Origin of the sequence: Flavobacterium gelidilacus DSM 15343 (assembly GCF_000422685.1) — a bacterium.
In the GTDB taxonomy this organism is placed as follows: domain Bacteria; phylum Bacteroidota; class Bacteroidia; order Flavobacteriales; family Flavobacteriaceae; genus Flavobacterium; species Flavobacterium gelidilacus.
On record NZ_AUGN01000010.1, the window covers coordinates 36,087 to 55,961 of the forward strand.

Consider the following 19,875-nt stretch of genomic DNA (forward strand, 5'->3'; position numbering starts at 1 on the left):
AAAAATTATTGGGGGTAAATTTCATGTGCGTAAAAGTAAAAAAAAAAAATTACTAACAAAATTTTTAAATTAATAATAATATAAAAATAACCTTAAATACACATATTATCTTTTAAATGCAAAAACTTGTTTTATTAAAAAGCCCTTCAATTACGAAAGGCTTTTTTATTGTGGTCCCACCTGGGCTCGAACCAGGGACCACCTGATTATGAGTCAGGTGCTCTAACCAACTGAGCTATAGGACCGGTTTTGAGAGTGCAATATTACTACTATTTTTAGTCGCTTGCAAATCTTATATTACTTTTCTTTAATTTCCTGACAAAGTTCTATCAAAACACCATTTGTACTTTTTGGATGAAGAAAAGCAACTAGCTTGTTGTCTGCGCCTTTTTTAGGGACATTATTAATCAAAATAAACCCTTCGGCTTGTAGTCTAATCATTTCTGCTTCAATATCTTCTACATCAAAAGCAATATGATGAATTCCCTCTCCTTTTTTTTCTAAAAATTTTGCAATTGGACTATTGTCATTTGTTGCTTCTAAGAGTTCAATTTTATTTGGACCATTCATAAAAAATGAAGTTTTTACTCCTTCCGAAGCTACTTCTTCCTCTTTATATGGTGGATTTCCAAAAAGTTTTTCAAAAAGTTGATTTGATGCTTTTAAATCTTTAACAGCAATTCCGATATGTTCAATTTTTCTCATTATTTATGTTTTTTGTAAAATTATAAAATAAAATCCTATCACATATATTATATCTGACTTTAAAAAAATCGTATTTTTGCAAAATGGAAACGAACAGACAAAAAAAAATTGGTGCATTATTGCAAAATGACTTAGTTGATATTTTACAAGGAGAGATTCGCAAAAACGGAATTAGCAACTTAATTATATCAATATCAAAAGTAAATGTAACTACGGATTTATCTGTAGCTAGAGTTCATTTAAGTGTTTTTCCAACAAACAAAGCACCTGAAATTTTAGCAGCAATTAAAACAAACACACCATTAATCAAGCATGATTTAGCTCAAAGGGTGAAAAATCAATTAAGAAAAGTCCCTAACCTTACTTTTTATATCGATGACAGTTTGGATTATATCGAAAACATTGACAATGCATTAAAAGGGAAAGAAAATCCAATTGAAAATCCAGAATTATTAGAAAAAAGAAAAAAATCATAATTTGAATTTTCCTTTTTACATAGCTAAAAGATACGCCTTAAGTTTTAGTAAAAGCACTGCCATAAATATTATTACTGGTATTGCTTCATTAGGTATTATTGTTAGCGCTATGGCTTTGTTTGTTGTTATGTCAGTTTTTAGTGGTTTAAAGGAATTTAGTTTGAGTTTTAGCAACTCAACTGATCCTGATATAAAAATTGAAGCTTCAAAAGGAAAATCTTTTATACTTTCTACGGAACAAGTCAATCAACTAAAGAAATCGACAAACTTTTCAGCATTCAGTAAAATAGTTGAAGAGCGTGTTTTCTTTTTATATGACGAAAAAGAACAGGTTGCCTATTTAAAAGGCGTTGATTCTTTCTATTCTGATGTCACAACATTTAATGAACAGCTTTATGCAGGTTCTTGGATAGAATCAGAAACAAATCAGGCTATTATTGGTGCTGGAATAATGCGTAAACTTTCTATTGGCTTGTTAGATTTTAATAATCGATTAGAAGTCATAGCTCCAAAACCTAAGAAAGGTCAGATTTCTAGTGAAGATGATTTTAAACGAGCCTCATTAATTCCGGTAGGTGTTTATTCTTTAAATGATGAAATTGACAACAAATATGTGTATTGCGATATTGAAATAGCTCAAGAATTACTGGGTTTTGAACCAAATCAAGTCACAAATATTGAATTTAAAATCAATCTTAATTCAGATGAAGAAAAAGCAATTGCTGAATTAAAATCAATTTTTAAAAATGAAGTAACTATAAAAAACAGAGCCCAGTTAAATGATTCACTTTATAAAATGTTGAACACCGAGAATATTGCTGTTTACCTAATTTTTACTTTAGTGATTATTATTGCCTTATTTAATTTAATTGGAGCTTTAATCATGATGATTATTGATAAAAAAGCAAATTTAAAAACCTTATATAATTTAGGTGTTGAAGTAAAGCAATTGCGTGGAATATTCTTCTTTCAAGGTGGTTTACTGACTTTTTTTGGTGGATTAATTGGTTTGATTTTCGGAATCCTTATTGTAGTAATTCAACAACAATTCAGTTTAGTAATGGTAAATGAGTCTTTACCTTATCCAGTAGTTTTTGAAATTAAAAACATATTGATTGTAATTTCAACAATATATTTATTGGGAATTATTGCTTCTTGGATCGCAAGTAGCACGGTTTCGAAAAAATTAGTGGAATAGCTTACGAAAATTGATAATCTGCATAAACATCTGCAATTTCATCAAAAATTTTCATTAATCCATTTGAATCATCTGTAGTAACCAAACGTTGTTTATATTCTTTAAAAGAATGAATTCCTTTGAAATAATTAGTATAATGACGACGCATTTCAATTATTCCTAAATGCTCCCCTTTCCAGTCCATTGACCAAATTAAATGATTTTTTGCAGCATCAATTCTATCATTCATATTAGGTTGACCTAAATGTTCTCCCGTTTTCATGAAATGCTTGATTTCATTAAAAATCCAAGGGTTTCCAATGGCTGCTCTTCCAATCATAATTCCATCAATACCATATTTGTTTTTATACTCTAAAGCTTTTTCTGGAGAATCGATATCGCCGTTTCCAAAAATAGGCATTGTAATTCTTTGATTGTTTTTTACTCTTGCAATATGACTCCAATCCGAATGCCCTTTATACATTTGTGCACGTGTTCTTCCATGAATTGACAAGGCTTGGACACCAATATCTTGTAATCTTTCCGCAACCTCATCAATATTTATAGAAGCATCATCCCAACCCAAACGAGTTTTAACCGTAACTGGTAAAGAAGTTCCTTTAATAACTGCTTTTGTTAAACGAATCATCAAATCCACATCTTTTAGAACTCCTGCTCCTGCTCCTTTACATACTACTTTCTTTACTGGACAACCAAAATTTATATCAACCAAATCAGGTTGAACTGTATCAACAATTCTAGCTGACATTTCCATTGCTTCTTCATCACCACCAAAAATTTGAATTCCAACTGGCCTTTCGTAATCAAAAATATCTAGTTTTTTCATACTTTTTATAGCATCACGAATTAATCCTTCTGAAGAAATAAATTCAGAATACATTAAATCAGCCCCATGCAATTTGCACAATCTACGAAAAGGGGGATCGCTTACATCTTCCATAGGTGCAAGCAATAAAGGAAATTCTGGTAAGACTATGTTTCCGATTTTTGGCATTTTTCTAGCTAATATTTTTGCAAAAATACTAAAAAATTATGGTTTGAATCTTAAGGAAAAAAAAATCAGCATATTATATCCAAAACTTTGAATTATATTTGCAAATTAAATGCAATCGCATTGCTACATAAAGAAAGAAAAAGAGAATGAAAAACATAAGAAATTTTTGTATAATAGCGCATATTGATCACGGAAAAAGTACGTTAGCTGACAGATTGTTAGGTGCTACTCAAACCGTAACTGCTCGTGAAGAAAAAGCGCAGTTGTTAGACAATATGGATTTGGAACGTGAACGTGGAATTACCATAAAAAGTCACGCTATTCAAATGGAATACAAATACAAAGGTGAAGACTATATTTTAAATTTAATTGACACACCTGGTCACGTTGATTTTTCGTATGAAGTTTCTCGTTCTATTGCTGCTTGCGAAGGTGCTTTGTTGATTGTTGATGCAGCACAAAGTATACAAGCACAAACGATTTCTAATTTATATTTAGCTTTAGAAAATGACTTGGAAATTATTCCGGTTTTGAATAAAGTTGATTTACCAAGTGCTAATCCAGAGGAAGTTAGTGATGACATTATTGATTTATTAGGATGTAAATTAGAAGATATTATTCACGCTTCAGGAAAAACTGGATTTGGTGTTGAAGATATTTTAGCAGCCATTATCGAGAAAATTCCAGCTCCAAAAGGAAATGTTGACGAACCGTTACAAGCCTTAATATTCGATTCACACTACAATCCTTTTAGAGGAATTGAAGTAATTTTCCGTGTAAAAAATGGTGAAATTAAAAAAGGTCAGAAGATTAAATTCATGGCAACAGGTAATGAATATTTTGCTGATGAAGTTGGAACCTTGAAATTGAATCAAGTCCCAAAAGATAAAATTTCAACAGGTGATGTTGGTTATTTAATTTCCGGAATTAAAGAAGCAAAAGAAGTAAAAGTTGGTGACACTGTAACAGATGCAAAAACACCAACAACTAATATGATTACAGGTTTTGAGGACGTAAAACCAATGGTATTTGCTGGAATTTATCCAGTTGATACAGATGATTTTGAAGACTTACGCGCTTCAATGGAAAAATTACAATTAAATGATGCTTCTCTGGTTTTTGTACCAGAAAGTTCAGCAGCCTTAGGATTTGGTTTTCGTTGTGGATTCTTAGGAATGTTACACATGGAAATTATCCAAGAGCGTTTAGAACGAGAGTTTGATATGACTGTAATTACTACAGTTCCCAACGTTTCGTATCATGCTTTTACTAAAAAAGAGCCTAACACGATTTTAATTGTAAATAATCCTACGGATTTACCTGAACCTTCTAAATTAGACCGAGTTGAAGAGCCTTATATAAAAGCAACAATCATTACAAAAGCTGATTTCGTTGGTAATGTAATGAGTTTGTGTATTGAAAAACGTGGTGTAATTACCAATCAAACATATTTAACAACGGAACGCGTTGAATTGACTTTTGACATGCCTTTAGCTGAAATTGTTTTCGATTTTTATGATCGTTTAAAAACAGTTTCTAAAGGATATGCTTCATTTGATTATTCACCTATTGGATTACGTGAGTCTAAATTAGTACGATTAGATGTTTTATTAAATGCTGCATCAGTTGATGCACTTTCTGCTTTAATTCACGAAAGTAGTGCTTATCACATTGGTAAGAAAATGTGTGAAAAATTGAAAGAATTAATCCCAAGACAACAATTTGATATTCCAATTCAAGCTGCAATTGGAGCAAAAGTTATTGCTCGTGAAACGATAAAAGCTCTTCGTAAAGATGTAACTGCCAAATGTTATGGTGGAGATATTTCGCGTAAGCGTAAATTGTTAGAAAAACAGAAAAAAGGTAAAAAACGTATGCGTTTAGTAGGTAATGTTGAAATTCCTCAAGAAGCTTTTATGGCTGTACTTAAATTAAATGATTAAAAGATTGAAAGATTGAAAAAATAGACAAACCCGATGACGCAAGTTGTTGGGTTTTTTATTTTTATACTAAAATTAATCAACTTTCGTTTTAAAGAAAATTAAATTATCAAACTATGAAAAAAAGAATATTAAACATTTTAGCAATTGCTTTTTTCATTACTACAAGTGGTTACATTATGGATGGTGATGTTGTTAAACCAACTATGTTAATGCGTTTTGTTGAATTTATTTTTATGTTTTTAGTTATGTCGATTTTAACATCCATTATTTATTTTGGAATTAATTTTGCTAAAAGAAGTTTTCAAAAGGCTTAATTAAACTAATTAAAATTCCAAAACCCAACAAATTCTTTGTTGGGTTTTTTGTTTAGAATAAATACTTTCAACTTCGTACCTTTGCAAAATGATAGAAGACAAAAACCCTCAAAGAACAGATTTATCACAATTAGGTGAATTTGGATTAATAGAACATTTAACTAAGCAATTTGATGTAAAACAAAAATCAACACTAAAAAGTATTGGTGATGATGCTGCCGTTTTAGATTTTAAAAAGAAAAAAGCAGTAATTTCTACAGATTTGTTAGTAGAAGGTGTTCATTTTGATTTGAGCTATATGCCTTTGAAACATTTGGGATATAAAGCCGTTGTAGCGAATCTTTCGGATATTTATGCAATGAATGCTACTCCGACTCAGATAACAGTTTCTATTGCGGTTTCTAATCGTTTCCCACTAGAAGCTTTAGAAGAATTGTTTGACGGAATTGCATTAGCAGCAAAAATCTACAATGTTGATGTTGTTGGTGGCGACACTACTTCTTCTCAAAAAGGAATGATTATTTCTATAACTGCTATTGGTGAAGCTGATGAAAAAGATTTAGCTTATAGAAATGGTGCAAAAGAAGGAGATTTATTAGTTGTAACTGGAGATTTAGGTGCAGCTTATATGGGTTTACAAGTTTTGGAACGTGAAAAGCAAGTTTTTCAGGTAAATCCAAATAACCAACCCGATTTAGATGCTTATACTTATTTAATTGAACGCCAATTGAAACCAGAAGCAAGAAAAGATATTAAAGAATTATTGGCACAATTAGGTGTTAAACCAACTTCAATGATTGATATTTCGGACGGACTTTCTTCTGAAATCATGCATATTTGCAAACAAAGTAATGTGGGTTGTAATTTATTTGAAGAAAAAATTCCACTTGATCCACAATTAATCAATGTTTGTGAAGAGTTCAATATTGATAGCACTACGATTGCTATAAATGGTGGTGAAGATTATGAGTTATTATTTACAATTAAAATAGAAGACTTTGATAAAATTAAGGCAAATCCTAATTTTACAGTAATAGGTCATATTGTTAATGAAAAAGAAGGTAACCATCTAATTACAAGGGCAAACACTAAAATTGCTTTAAAAGCTAAAGGTTGGAATGCCTTGAAAGAAGATTAAAAAAAATAATAAAAACAAAAAAGCGCAAACAATAAATGTTTGCGCTTTTTTAATTTAAAATAAAACAAAACAGATTCAGGCATAGTAGGTTAAGTTTCGCTTGGGGCAAATACAGGGCTACACTTTCATCTGTTTTATAAAATTTTGTTTTTAAACTTTAAGCAGAAAAAAATTACGAAAAATTTACGCTTAAAGTTTATTTAATAGACACATAAAATATTATAAGAACGTATGAGAAATATTTTGTTGTTATTTCCTGATGCTAAATTACAACAAAGCACAATAAGTTGTCTGCGGTTTCAACCTCTTTGTGTTACGGTTTTGCCGTATTTTTACAAAAACCCTCTGTCTCTTGCTTCTCTAATTAAGTCTTCATCAGAACCTCCTTTGACTTTAAAAAGCTCTTTTAAGCTTAATTTTCTTTTTTCAATAGTACTTAGAGACATAGAAGTGTACATAGGAATATTCTTTGTTTTAACTCCTCGAGAAATATGATATAAAATTTGTCTGTCTAGCTCGTCAATTGGGCTACTTTCTATAGAAACTGACTGACTGACATATTTAACGACTGTCTGGCTATAGTAATTATCTCCATGTAAAATTTTTTCAAAAGCATTTTTAAGTTCTTCAAATGTTAAATCGTTTTTTATTATTAAACCATTAGGATTGATGTTTTTAATAATGTTTAAAATCCTTAAAGAATCTGACAACATTGTTAACATTATAATTTTACACTGAGGTTGTTTGTTTTTAATTATTCTAGCTACATCTTCACCTGTTAATACATTTCTTTCTTCAAATGCAGGCATACTGACATCTAAAAAAGCCAAATCTATAAGAGGAGTATCGCTACTGTTTAATGTTTCATATGCTTCTTTGCAGTTACTTGCTTTTAATACAGTAATTTCATATTCATTCTCATAGGTTTTTATTGTATTATTATATGCTTCAATGATAAAGGGATGATCATCGGCCATAAATACAGTTAGTTTTTTCATAATTTAAAATTCTTTGTTGGGGTTTAGTTCTAGTATTATTTGTGTTGTTGTGCCTTTTTTAATTTCTGAATCGATGGTGTAAACTGCATTTATAAGATTTGCTCTTTCTCTCATGTTCTTAATGCCTATACCTTTAGATGCTTTTTTGAGATTAAAACCTTTTCCATCATCTAAGATACTAATTTTCAAATTGTTATTCTCATGAAAAAAGGAAAAAATAACTGATTTAGCATTTGCGTATTTATAAATATTGTGAAAAGTCTCTTGAAATATTCTATATAAATTGATTTTTTCTTCAGCTGAAAGTCTATCCCAAGGGACTTTTTTATTATAAGTATAGTCAATAGTGACTTTTAGAAGCTTTTCTTCTTCTTCAACTAGTCTGTCAATCATTAGTTGATAATTATTAATGATATGTCGTTTTTCGTCATTTAATTCGTGGGAAATTTGTCTAATTTGTTTTTCTACCTGAATTATTTCTTGAATATATTTTGCTTTGTCATTTTTTATTTGTTCTGGTTCTTGATCATTTAAGAAATCAAGGTTCATTCTAGCTCCAAATAACTTTCCTAAAATACCATCATGTAATTCTTGAGAAATTCTTTTTTGTTCTTGGGCTTTAACATAGTCCATTTGAGATTGTTGATTAATCATCAAGCTATATACTTCTTCATTTGATTTTTGTTGCTCTTGAACCAAAATAAACTCTCGTTGTTTTTGTTTTTGCCACCTATAGATATAAAACATAGACAACAACAAAGCAACAATTACAAAATAATAAATCAATTGTTTATTTCGCTCAGCTAGTAATAGATTTTCATTATTTAATTCATCTACCCTATATTCAATACGGGCAAAAGTATTTTGCACTTTTTTATCTACAGCAGCAATACTATCAGATAGTTTAATATATTCGGTAGAATAGTCTTTTGCTTTTTCAGGAAAAACATAAGTAAGCTGCTTTAATGCTATTAGTTTATCTCTATAAGTTTTCTCTTTTATGGATATATTATAAGCATTCATAGCTAATTCTTGAGCTTTTTTAATATCATCTTGAGCTTCATAATATTCAGATAACTGAACTAATGGCTGAATTGGAGAAAGATTTAATTGATCATAACCTTCGAGCACTTCTTCATATTCCTTTTCAAAATTTTGAGTGTTTCCTAGTTTAAATTTTGAATAAGCTATGTTTTGTTTTGTATATAAAAAAACTTGATAATTATTATCTTTTAAATTATCGTCTAATAAAATTTTAGTATAATATTCTAGTGCTTTTTTATAATCACGCTTGTTCAGAAAAGAATATGCAATATTATTGTACGCAATTTGAACTGGCATTTTTTTTGCATCTATATCTTGTGCATTTTTTATAGATAAATTTAAAAAGTAAAAAGCTTCGTCATATTCTTTCAACTCAATTTTACATAAACCTAACAATGTATATGAAACATTTAAAAGCGTATAATTATTTTCTTTTTTTGTTATCGGTAAAGATTTGAACAAACTTGTTTCGCAGCCTAAAAAATCACCTTCCTTATATTTTATTAAACTCTTTTTTAAGGTAATTTCATTTGCTTTTACAAAATTATTTTTAGAAATATAATACTTTTCAATTTTATCAAAAAAGATGAATGCACTATCAACTTTATTTGTTTTTAAGAAATAATTTCCAAGATTTTTATACGCATTTAATTTTCTTACCGTATCTTTTTTAGTGTCATATTCTTTTAAAGCTTTATCTAAAATAAATCTATTTTGGTTTAATAAATTTAAATTATAAGTCTTTTTAATAATCGTGTCATAATTATTATATCTTATAGAGTCATTGGTTATCTTGCCATTTAAATAATCAATTTTTTCAAATAAAAATATTTTTAAGGCGTCTGATTTAGCATTTTCAAGATCTGTGTATGTTACTTTTATGCTATCATTAATTAATTCATTGTTAGTATTAAAAGTTGCCTTATTATCACAGGACAAAAAAATAGTTAAAATAAAAAATAATATTAATTTAAATAATTTCATAGATGCTAAAATAAAAAAAAGTCTTTAATTTTCATTAAAGACTTTTTTTTTATATATTTAATTTTTATTAAAAATCAATAACTACTCCGCCTGGTTCTTGCATTTGAGTAGAATTAGTATCTCCAGCGATTTGATCATCACCATTGTTGTTGTAAGAAGTTAGTACTACTGTAAATAGAACTATAGCTAAAGTTGCAATAAATTTTTTCATAATGAATAAGGTTTTGTTTTTTGGTTTGGTTTTGTTTTAAATTTTCTTGGTAATTAATGTTTATTAAAAATCAATGACAACTCCACCTGGCTCTTGCATTTGAGTTGAATTAGTGTCTCCAGCAATTTGATCGTCACCACTGTTGTTGTAAGAAGTTAGTACTACTGTAAATAGAACTATAGCTAAAGTTGCAATAAATTTTTTCATAATAAATTAAGATTAAAGTTTAAATTTTAATATTTGTTTTTTGGTTCATTAAAAGTACTCTCCTCAGATAAATTTGAATAATTATAAAATTGGTCATATTTGTTTTTAAGGCAAATCTTTGTGCATTAAATAAGAAAAAGGGTACATTTATTCTTTATAACAATAAATTTAATACTAATTATTAGCTAATCAATACTTTTTTTTTCGGTTTTTTCTTACTTTAAAAGTTTGTAAACGTCATTTTTTGTATTTTAACGAAAAAAGCTGTTGTTCTTTATTCTTTTTTGGAAGATTAAAATACTTGTTTAAAGAAAATATGATTATAATTTTTTTTAAAGAAGATAAATTTTAAAATTTTATTTATTATCAAAAGTTCTAAATAATAAATTATCTTTTTTACATAAATCAAAAAGGCTACCTGAATAGTACAAGCAGCCTTTTTAAGACATATATAAATATTAATAAAAACTAATCGGTAAGAACGTAGCTCAATCAAGAATAGGCATAAGATTGCTTATTTTAATAGAACAATGTAAAAATAGATAAGTTTTTAGGAATAAATGTAAGTGGTCATCACGTATTTGTACTATAGCTACAAACGGAAGTTAACTACCCCTTTTGAATTGTATTATTAAACTATCTAATCGTCTTTGGACTCATTGGAAGCATATAATTCAATAATAGCATTAATATTATCTTTATAAGATTTAGAAAAAGGTAGTTTTATCTTTCCTTTGTTCAAATAACAGTCTGAATTGCCTAAATGTATTCTAGAAACAAATTTTATGTTAATAATGTGACTGTTATGAATTCGCATAAAATCATTTGGTAATGAGCTTTCAAAATATTTTAAGGTTTTAAAAGCAGTAACACTATCTCCAGTATCTAACATAATATCAGTTGAATTGTTATCAGCTTTTAAATAAACAATGTCATCAAATTCTATAAACCTATAATCGCCATACGACTTTACGCAAAGTATATTATTTTTTTGTTCAACGACTTGTTCTGTTTGCACAGTAACAGTATTTGATTCAAAACTCTGCTTTACAATTTCTATTAATTCATTCTTTATTTCTTCCGTATCAAATTGAAAATCAACTTTAGTTATTTGCTTTTCAACACCATTAGATTTAAAATCGTATTTATTTTCTATTTCTGGTTTTGAATGATTTTGATTTTCATAAAAATGACTTAGAACAGGCTGTTTTTCTTCAATTTGACTTGCTTTGGATTCCTTTAAAAATAATGAAAACCCATTTTCTTTTTTAAATTTTAATATTATTTTTATAATATCAATTTTCTTAAAAGGCTTTAAAATAAAATCATAAACATCATATTTCATTGCTTCATAAGCAACTTCCTTAGTGTTTGAAACCACAACTATTTTTGGCAAAACTACCATATACTTGTATAACTCATTTACTAAAGAAAAATTACTTTCAGTTGAAGAGTCGGCAAGGTTTGTTCCTAAAAAAACTACATCTGGTGTTTCTTCTAAAATTAGATTCAATCCATCAGCTGCATTATTTACATAACCAGAGAAATTAAAATCTCCTAAATCAGAAACATGACTTTGCAAAAGCTTGCTACTTTGATAGTCACTGTCAATTATTATATATTTATATTTCATATGTCTAATGCCAATAACCTTAATGATTATTTAGAAATAGTAGTTTTAAGGGTAAAATTGATGATTTTACTGATAACAATATTAGTTAATTTTCATTTAAAAAAGGTAAAACCGTAATTCTCTTTTTTAAACAAAAAATGTTAACAAGTGACAAATTGTGTTAATAAACTGTCCATTTACATCAAAACAAGGTCAAATCACACAAACAATTTAATTTTATATTTTTTTAGTTTTGTCTCTTTTGATTCTTTTACATGACATATACCGACAAAAGGAGTTTTAAACACCATAATATGCTTAAAATTACAAAAAAAGGAACAAAAGCTGTTTAAAAAAGCTGTTTTGTTAATAAATAAAAAAAAGACCCGCTAAATAGCGAGTCTTACAAAATATAGTAAGCACAAAAGTTACATTTTCATTAGCCAATTACGAATTGAAACCTCATCTGCAATGATTTGTCTTAAATCTGTAATAGTAACTCGCTCTTGTTTCATGGTATCTCTATGTCTAATAGTTACGGTTCTATCTTCTAAGGTTTGATGATCGACTGTAATACAAAAAGGTGTTCCAAGTGCATCTTGACGACGGTAACGTCTTCCAACAGCATCTTTTTCATCATAAGTAACATTGAAATCCCATTTAAGTTCTTCAATGATATCTTTTGCGATTTCTGGTAAACCATCTTTCTTAACTAAAGGCAAAATAGCTGCTTTTGTTGGCGCTAAAACTGAAGGTAAGCGTAAGACAGTTCTAGTTGAACCGTCTTCTAACGTTTCCTCTTGCAAAGCTTGTGAAAAAACCGCTAAAAACATTCTATCTAGCCCAACAGAAGTTTCAACCACATAAGGAACATAATTTGAATTTGTCTCATTATCAAAAAACTGTAATTTTTTTCCAGAAAATTGTTCATGTGCTTTCAAGTCGAAATCGGTTCTTGAATGAATTCCTTCTAATTCTTTAAATCCAAATGGAAAGTTGAATTCAATATCAGCGGCAGCATTTGCATAATGAGCTAATTTTTCATGATCATGAAAACGATAATTCTCTTTTCCTAAACCCAATGATAAATGCCATTTTAATCGAGTTTCTTTCCAAAAGTCATAATAGATCATTTCTTCACCTGGCTTTACAAAAAATTGCATTTCCATTTGTTCAAATTCACGCATTCTAAAGATGAATTGTCTTGCAACTATTTCATTTCTGAAAGCTTTACCAGTTTGAGCAATTCCAAAAGGAATTTTCATTCTACCTGTTTTTTGTACATTTGAGAAATTCACAAAAATACCTTGAGCTGTTTCTGGACGTAAATATAAATCCATAGCTGTATCAGCAGAGGCTCCAATTTTTGTCGCAAACATTAAGTTAAACTGACGAACTTCTGTCCAGTTTTTAGACCCTGAATCCGGACAAGCAATTCCTAATTCTTCAATTAATGATTTTACATCAGCTAAATCTTCTTTTTCAAGAGAACGCGCTAAACGTTGTAAAATCGTATTTTTTTGTTCTAAATATCCTTTAACTCTTTCGTTTGTAGTTACAAATTCCTCTTCGTTAAAAGCATCTCCAAAACGAGTTCTTGCTTTTTCTATTTCTTTTTGTGCTTTGATGTTGATTTTTTCAGCATAATCTTCAATTAAAACATCTGCACGATATCTTTTTTTAGAATCTTTGTTGTCAATTAATGGGTCTGAAAACGCGTCAACGTGACCAGAAGCTTTCCATGTTGTTGGATGCATAAATATTGAAGAATCTAATCCCACAATATTTTCATGCATTTGCACCATGGCTTTCCACCAATATTCTCTAATATTCTTTTTTAATTCTACACCGTTTTGAGCGTAATCATAAACTGCACTCAAACCATCATATATTTCGCTTGACGGAAAAATAAATCCGTATTCTTTTGCGTGCGAAACTACGTTTTTAAATAAATCTTCTTGTTTTGCCATAATGATGCAAAAGTAAAAAAATTATATAAGAATATTAAAGAAGATTATTTATCTTTAATTTAAATTTTTTCAATGGTAAAAGCTTTAATCAATTTATTCTTTCCAAAACTATGCAATGGTTGCAACTGTTTGTTATTGAACAACGAATCTGTTATTTGCGTTAAATGCAGACATGGCATGCCTTACACTTATCATCATGTAATAGATAACAATGAAATTATGAGTAAATTTTATGGTATTTTACCTGTTGAACAAGCTACAGCCATGTTGTATTTTCATTCTAAAGGCATGGCACAAGAGTTAATTCACAATTTAAAATACAGAAAGCAAGAGGAAATAGGCACAATTTTGGGTAGTATCTATGCACATGAACTTATCAATTCCGATAAAATTCCTAAAGTAGATTACATTATTCCAACACCCATTCATAAAAAAAGATTACAAGAAAGAGGTTATAATCAAGTTACGACTTTTTGTGAGGCTTTGTCAAAAGAACTTCAAATACCAATTGAAAATGAAGTTTTATTTAGAATTAAACACACCAAAACACAAACTAAAAAATCCAAGAGTAAAAGAGCTGAGATGTTATCTAATAACTTTGAAATTAAGGTAAAAGACCATCATGTAGGCAAGCATTATCTACTTATTGACGACGTTATTACCAGTGGAGCAACTATTGAAGCTTGCGCAAAAGCCTTGTTGGAAATTCCAGGTTCTAAAGTCAGTTTGTTGGCTATTGCTTACACACAATGATAAAAATTTCTAAAAAAAGTATGTAACCTTTAAATATAGTTGTTATTTTGTGGTTGAATTTTAAGATGTTATGCAAAAAATATATTTTACAGTGCTTTTTATTGTTTTTAGCCTGTTATTAACTATAACTGGTTGTGCTAAAAGAGGAACTATTTCTGGTGGACTTAAAGATACAATCGCACCAAAAATTATTGGTAGTTCTCCAGAAAATTATAAAACGAACTTCACAGGAAAAGAAATAAAAATTGTTTTTAACGAATTGATAAAAGTTAAAGACATTACAAAGCAATTGATTATTTCTCCACCCATGAAGACAGCACCGATTATTGTTCCTCAAGGAAGTGCTAGTAAATTTATTTCTATAAACATAAAAGACACTTTACAAGAAAACACTACTTACAGCTTCAATTTTGGTCAAAGTATCACTGATAATAATGAAGGCAATCCTTATTCACAATTTAAATATGTGTTTTCAACTGGTTCTTATATTGATTCTTTGACTGTTGTAGGAAAAATTAAAGATGCTTATAATCAAAAGCCAGATAATTTTGTTTCTGTTATGTTGTATGACGCGCAGACTTTTAAAGATTCTACTGTTTATAAAGAAACTCCTTTATATGTAACAAATACTTTAGACAGTTTGAAAGTATTTGCTTTAGAAAATTTAAAAGAAGGTTCTTATTATGTAGTTGCTATGAAGGACAAAAACGGTAATAACAAATTTGATCCAAAATCGGATAAAATCGGATTTTTAAAAGAACCTATTAAAACGCCAAGCGAAATTGCTTATCAATTAGAGTTATTTAAAGAAATTGAACTTTTTAAAGCAGAAAAGCCTATTCAACAAACTACAAATAAGTATTTTATGGCTTATACTGGAAACACTAAAAACCTTAAAGTTACTGCTAAAAATGGTTTAAAAAATATTGATGTTAAATTGACTAAGTTTCCTGTTGTGGGAAAAGATTCTGTGCAATTATTTGTGCCAAAAATAGAATCTGATTCGATTGAATTTTTTGTAGAAAATGACAATTATTCAAAATCATTTGTTTCAAAATATAAAGAGTTGAAAGAAACAGACACATTATCTCTTACTTCAAAACAAAATGGAACTATACGATTTACAGAAAATTTTACTTTAAAAACTACTACTCCCTTAACAAGGTTTGATAAATTAAAAATGAAATTAATCAACCAAGATTCTGTTGCACTTGATTTCACTACAAAATATCTAGAATTTGAGCAAGAGCTTGTTTTTGAGTTCAAAAAAGAAGAAAATGAAAAATATGCTTTGGAGCTTTTACCTAATGCAATAACTGATTTTTATGGCAAATCAAATGACACTTTGACACAAAGATTTGGTACAAGAACATATGCTGATTATGGAAATTTAAGCGTTAATCTAAAAAATATAAATCGCTTTCCGTTAATTTTAGAATTATTAGACAGTAAAGGAAAAGTCTTAGCTTCTAAAACATCAACTAAAGAAACAACACTTACTTTTAATTTAATTGATCCAATGCTGTATACAATTCGTATTATTTATGATAACAATGCGAATAATGAATGGGATACAGGTGATTTTTTAGCCAAAAAACAAGCAGAGCAAATCATCTATTTTCCAAAAGAAATTGATGTTCGAGCCAATTGGGATATTAATCAAGATTTTGATTTGAAAAATTGATTACATTTTAATTTCAAACACATCTTTGTCATTCAAAAAATTTAATTTATTTCTAGTTTCAAGCATTTTATTTTTGTCTAATTCAATGATAAAAACGCCTAGATTTTCTTCTGCGTCTAAGATTTGATTTCCTAATTCGTCAATTACTTGTGAATGACCAATGTACTCGTGATTATTTTCATCAAAACCAATTCGGTTAACACCAACAACGTAACATAAATTTTCTACTGCACGAGCTTTTAACAAAATATCCCAAGCATTTGTTCTAGGTTTTGGCCAATTGGCAACATAAAGTAATAAATCATAATTTTCATGATTACGAGAAAAAGCAGGAAAACGCAAATCATAACAAACTTGAGGACAAATTTTCCAACCTTTATAATCAATGATTACTTTTTTTGTTCCTTTTGAATATTTTTGATGTTCTCCTGCTAATGAAAATAAATGTTTTTTGTTATAAAAGTCAATTTCCCCATTTGGATGAACAAAAATAAAGCGGTTGTAAAACCTATTGTTTTCTGAAACAACCAAACTTCCACAAACAGCACAATTTTGCTTTAAAGCTAATGATTTCATCCAATAAATGGTTTCCCCTTGCATGGTTTCAGCAACATTTTCTGGATTCATAGTAAAACCAGTTGTAAACATTTCAGGAAGCACAAATAAATCAAATTCATCATCTTCACTCATAAAATATTCTTCTATAAATGTTCTGTTTGATTTAGGATTTTCCCATACTAAATTGGTTTGAAATAATACTACTTTCATTTGGAATTAGTTTGATTTAAAAATACAAAAAAAAACGCATCCAAATTAATGAATGCGTTTAATTATTATCTAAATCTCGATTTCTTAGAAACTAGATTTTAAGTATTCTCTGTTCATACGAGCAATGTTTTCTAAAGAAATTCCTTTTGGACATTCTACTTCACAAGCTCCAGTATTTGTACAATTTCCAAAACCTTCTTCATCCATTTGACGAACCATGTTTTGAACACGTTGTGTTGCTTCAACTTTACCTTGAGGTAATAAAGCATATTGTGAAACTTTTGCTCCAACAAATAACATTGCTGATCCGTTTTTACAACTTGCTACACAAGCACCACAACCAATACAAGCTGCTGCCATAAAAGCTTTATCTGCATCATCTTTTGGAATTGGAATTGAGTTGGCATCGATAGTGTTTCCTGAAGTATTTACTGAAACGAAACCTCCAGCTTGTTGAATTCTATCGAAAGCACTTCTATCAACAACTAAATCTTTTACAACTGGAAAAGCTTTACTTCTCCATGGCTCAATAAAGATAGTATCACCGTCATTGAATTTTCTCATGTGTAATTGACAAGTAGTTGTTCCTGTTTCTGGACCGTGTGCTCTACCGTTGATGTAAAGCGAACACATTCCACAAATTCCTTCACGACAATCGTGATCGAATGCTACAGGTTCTTTTCTTTCGTTAATTAATTGTTCATTTAATTGGTCTAACATTTCCAAAAACGAACTAGCTGTTGAAACATTATCTAATTTATATGTTTCGATGTTACCTTTTGAATCAGCATTTTTTTGACGCCAGATTTTTAAAGTTATATTTATATTTTTAGCTGCACTCATAGTATTTTATTTATAATTTCTAGCGGCAATTTTAATGAACTCGTATTTTAATTCTTCTTTATGAAGTTCCGCTTTAGTAGTATCTTGACCTTTATACTCCCATGCACTTACAAAAGAGAATTTTTCATCATCTCGAAGTGTTTCTCCTTCAGCATCTTGATATTCGTTTCTAAAGTGACCTCCACAAGATTCATTTCTTTGTAAGGCATCCATTGCCATTAATTGTCCTAGCTCTAAGAAATCAGCTACACGAAGTGCTTTTTCTAATTCAGGATTTAATTCATCTGAAGTTCCAGGAACGTAAACATCTTTGTAAAATTCATCACGAATTTGTCCAATTTCTTCAATAGCTTCTTTTAATCCTTTTTCATTACGAGCCATACCTACTTTATTCCACATTACTAAACCTAAACGTTTATGGAAGTGGTCAACAGATTTTGTACCGTTGTTATTTAAGAACTTATCAATTGTTGCTTTCACATTACTTTCTGCTTGAGCGAATTCAGGAGAATCAGTAGAAATTTTACCGGTTCTAATATCATCTGCTAAATAATTTGAAACCGTATAAGGCAATACAAAATAACCATCGGCTAAACCTTGCATTAAAGCAGAAGCACCTAATCTGTTTGCTCCATGGTCTGAGAAATTAGCTTCACCAGCTACAAAACACCCAGGAATTGTAGATTGTAAGTTATAATCGACCCAAACACCACCCATTGTGTAATGAACCGCTGGATAAATTTTCATTGGAGTTTCATATGGATTTTCGTCAGTAATTTTTTCATACATAGCGAATAAATTACCGTATTTTTCTTCAATCCATTGCTTACCTAACTTGATAGTTTCTTCTTCATTAGGGTCATGATTTCCTTGTGCATAAGCAACTTCTTTACCTTTGCTTTTAATTTCTGAAGAGAAATCTAAGTAAACACCTTCATTGGTATCGTTTGCTTCAATTCCAAGTCCTTCATCACAAACTTCTTTTGCTGCACGTGAAGCAACATCTCTAGGAACTAGATTTCCAAATGCAGGATATCTTCTTTCCAAATAGTAATCTCTATCTTCTTCAGCAATTTGAGTTGGTTTTAAACTTCCATTTCTAACTGCTTCAGCATCTTCTTTTTTCTTTGGAACCCAAATTCTACCAGAGTTACGTAATGACTCTGACATTAGGGTTAATTTTGCTTGATTTGTTCCATGAACTGGGATACAAGTTGGGTGAATTTGCACAAAACATGGGTTTGCAAAAGCAGCTCCTTGTTTGTGAACTTTCCATGAAGCTGTAACGTTACTTCCCATCGCGTTAGTTGATAAGAAATATACATTTCCATATCCACCTGAAGCAATAACAACTGCGTGAGCTGAATGTCTTTCTAATTCACCTGTAACTAAGTTACGAGCTATAATTCCACGAGCTTTTCCATCTACTTTAACTAAATCAAGCATTTCGTGTCTGCTGAACATTTTAACATGTCCTAATCCGATTTGTCTTGATAGGGCAGAATAAGCTCCTAATAATAATTGTTGTCCTGTTTGACCAGCAGCATAAAAAGTACGTTGTACTTGTACACCACCAAACGAACGGTTATCTAACATTCCACCATATTCACGTGCAAAAGGAACACCTTGAGAAACACATTGGTCAATGATATTTCCAGAAACTTCAGCTAAACGATGAACGTTTGCTTCACGAGAACGGTAATCTCCTCCTTTAATAGTATCGTAAAATAAACGGTAAATAGAATCACCGTCATTTTGATAATTTTTAGCTGCATTAATTCCACCTTGTGCTGCAATTGAGTGAGCACGACGTGGAGAATCTTGAAAACAGAAAGCTTTAACATTATAACCCATTTCCCCTAGAGAAGCAGCAGCAGAAGCTCCAGCTAAACCAGTTCCAACAACAATAATATCAATTTTTGGTCTATTATTTGGTGCAACTAATTTTAAATGATCTTTGTAATCGGTCCATTTGTCTGATAAAGGACCTTGTGGTATTTTAGAATCTAACTTCATAATATATTTGATGTTGA

General features: G+C 29.6%; 18 protein-coding genes and 1 tRNA gene. 7 read left to right on the forward strand and 12 right to left on the reverse strand.

The features are described from left to right. Nucleotides 1-171 precede the first annotated feature (171 nt). Nucleotides 172-245: transfer RNA gene (locus G507_RS0105875), tRNA-Ile, on the reverse strand. A gap of 52 nt (nt 246-297) precedes the next feature. Beyond that, entirely contained in the window at nt 298-705 is a 408-nt protein-coding gene (mce, locus tag G507_RS0105880) for a methylmalonyl-CoA epimerase (protein ID WP_026716625.1), read from the reverse strand. Between the two features lie 83 nt (nt 706-788). On the opposite strand from mce, the gene rbfA reads away from it, so the two are divergent. Beyond that, entirely contained in the window at nt 789-1,181 is a 393-nt protein-coding gene (gene rbfA, locus G507_RS0105885; RefSeq protein ID WP_026716626.1) for a 30S ribosome-binding factor RbfA, read from the forward strand. A gap of 1 nt (nt 1,182) precedes the next feature. Next, nucleotides 1,183-2,379 carry an ABC transporter permease gene (locus tag G507_RS0105890; RefSeq protein ID WP_026716627.1) on the forward strand — a complete coding sequence of 399 codons (1,197 nt, stop codon included), beginning with the start codon at nt 1,183-1,185 and terminating at the stop codon, nt 2,377-2,379. Between the two features lies 1 nt (nt 2,380). Here G507_RS0105890 and dusB read toward each other — a convergent pair whose 3' ends face one another. Next, a complete protein-coding gene (gene dusB / locus G507_RS0105895; RefSeq protein ID WP_026716628.1) occupies nt 2,381-3,373 on the reverse strand; it encodes a tRNA dihydrouridine synthase DusB in 993 nt (330 codons plus the stop codon). A gap of 146 nt (nt 3,374-3,519) precedes the next feature. On the opposite strand from dusB, the gene lepA reads away from it, so the two are divergent. The 3 genes from lepA (at nt 3,520) to thiL (ending at nt 6,768) form a co-directional block, all read left to right on the forward strand. Beyond that, nucleotides 3,520-5,316, forward strand: coding sequence for a translation elongation factor 4 (gene lepA / locus G507_RS0105900; protein WP_026716629.1), 1,797 nt, complete (start codon nt 3,520-3,522; stop codon nt 5,314-5,316). Nucleotides 5,317-5,429: 113 nt separating this feature from the next. After that, nucleotides 5,430-5,630, forward strand: a complete 201-nt coding sequence (locus tag G507_RS0105905; RefSeq protein WP_026716630.1) for a hypothetical protein — start codon at nt 5,430-5,432, stop codon at nt 5,628-5,630. 88 nt (nt 5,631-5,718) lie between these two features. After that, nucleotides 5,719-6,768, forward strand: a complete 1,050-nt coding sequence (gene thiL / locus G507_RS0105910; RefSeq protein ID WP_026716631.1) for a thiamine-phosphate kinase — start codon at nt 5,719-5,721, stop codon at nt 6,766-6,768. A gap of 332 nt (nt 6,769-7,100) precedes the next feature. Here the strand turns inward: thiL and G507_RS0105915 are convergent, their stop codons facing one another. The 6 genes from G507_RS0105915 to G507_RS0105945 all read right to left on the reverse strand — a co-directional run bounded on the left by G507_RS0105915 (nt 7,101) and on the right by G507_RS0105945 (nt 13,794). Then, nucleotides 7,101-7,766: a response regulator gene (locus G507_RS0105915; RefSeq protein ID WP_035665723.1), complete on the reverse strand. Its 666-nt coding sequence runs from the start codon at nt 7,764-7,766 to the stop codon at nt 7,101-7,103. Nucleotides 7,767-7,769: 3 nt separating this feature from the next. Continuing rightward, nucleotides 7,770-9,794: a tetratricopeptide repeat-containing sensor histidine kinase gene (locus G507_RS0105920; protein ID WP_026716633.1), complete on the reverse strand. Its 2,025-nt coding sequence runs from the start codon at nt 9,792-9,794 to the stop codon at nt 7,770-7,772. A 67-nt stretch (nt 9,795-9,861) separates the two neighbouring features. Next, nucleotides 9,862-10,005, reverse strand: coding sequence for a hypothetical protein (locus G507_RS17625; protein ID WP_157496500.1), 144 nt, complete (start codon nt 10,003-10,005; stop codon nt 9,862-9,864). 63 nt (nt 10,006-10,068) lie between these two features. Beyond that, nucleotides 10,069-10,212: a hypothetical protein gene (locus G507_RS17630; protein WP_157496501.1), complete on the reverse strand. Its 144-nt coding sequence runs from the start codon at nt 10,210-10,212 to the stop codon at nt 10,069-10,071. Between the two features lie 640 nt (nt 10,213-10,852). Beyond that, nucleotides 10,853-11,845, reverse strand: coding sequence for a LytR/AlgR family response regulator transcription factor (locus tag G507_RS17290; RefSeq protein WP_051191502.1), 993 nt, complete (start codon nt 11,843-11,845; stop codon nt 10,853-10,855). 407 nt (nt 11,846-12,252) lie between these two features. Next, nucleotides 12,253-13,794: a glycine--tRNA ligase gene (locus G507_RS0105945; RefSeq protein ID WP_026716634.1), complete on the reverse strand. Its 1,542-nt coding sequence runs from the start codon at nt 13,792-13,794 to the stop codon at nt 12,253-12,255. 177 nt (nt 13,795-13,971) lie between these two features. Between G507_RS0105945 and G507_RS0105950 the strand changes: the two genes are divergently transcribed. Together G507_RS0105950 and G507_RS0105955 are read left to right on the forward strand one after the other, a co-directional pair. Next, nucleotides 13,972-14,547, forward strand: a complete 576-nt coding sequence (locus G507_RS0105950) for a ComF family protein (protein ID WP_245575599.1) — start codon at nt 13,972-13,974, stop codon at nt 14,545-14,547. 70 nt (nt 14,548-14,617) lie between these two features. After that, the gene (locus tag G507_RS0105955) at nt 14,618-16,231 is read left to right on the forward strand and encodes an Ig-like domain-containing domain (RefSeq protein WP_026716636.1); all 1,614 of its coding nucleotides are present in this window, start codon (nt 14,618-14,620) and stop codon (nt 16,229-16,231) included. Here G507_RS0105955 and G507_RS0105960 read toward each other — a convergent pair whose 3' ends face one another. From G507_RS0105960 to G507_RS0105970, 3 genes are all read right to left on the reverse strand, one after another. Beyond that, nucleotides 16,232-16,999: an amidohydrolase gene (locus G507_RS0105960; protein ID WP_026716637.1), complete on the reverse strand. Its 768-nt coding sequence runs from the start codon at nt 16,997-16,999 to the stop codon at nt 16,232-16,234. An 84-nt stretch (nt 17,000-17,083) separates the two neighbouring features. Further along, nucleotides 17,084-17,842, reverse strand: a complete 759-nt coding sequence (locus tag G507_RS0105965; RefSeq protein WP_026716638.1) for a succinate dehydrogenase/fumarate reductase iron-sulfur subunit — start codon at nt 17,840-17,842, stop codon at nt 17,084-17,086. Nucleotides 17,843-17,848: 6 nt separating this feature from the next. Beyond that, a complete protein-coding gene (locus G507_RS0105970; RefSeq protein ID WP_026716639.1) occupies nt 17,849-19,858 on the reverse strand; it encodes a fumarate reductase/succinate dehydrogenase flavoprotein subunit in 2,010 nt (669 codons plus the stop codon). Between the last annotated feature and the right edge of the window lie 17 nt (nt 19,859-19,875).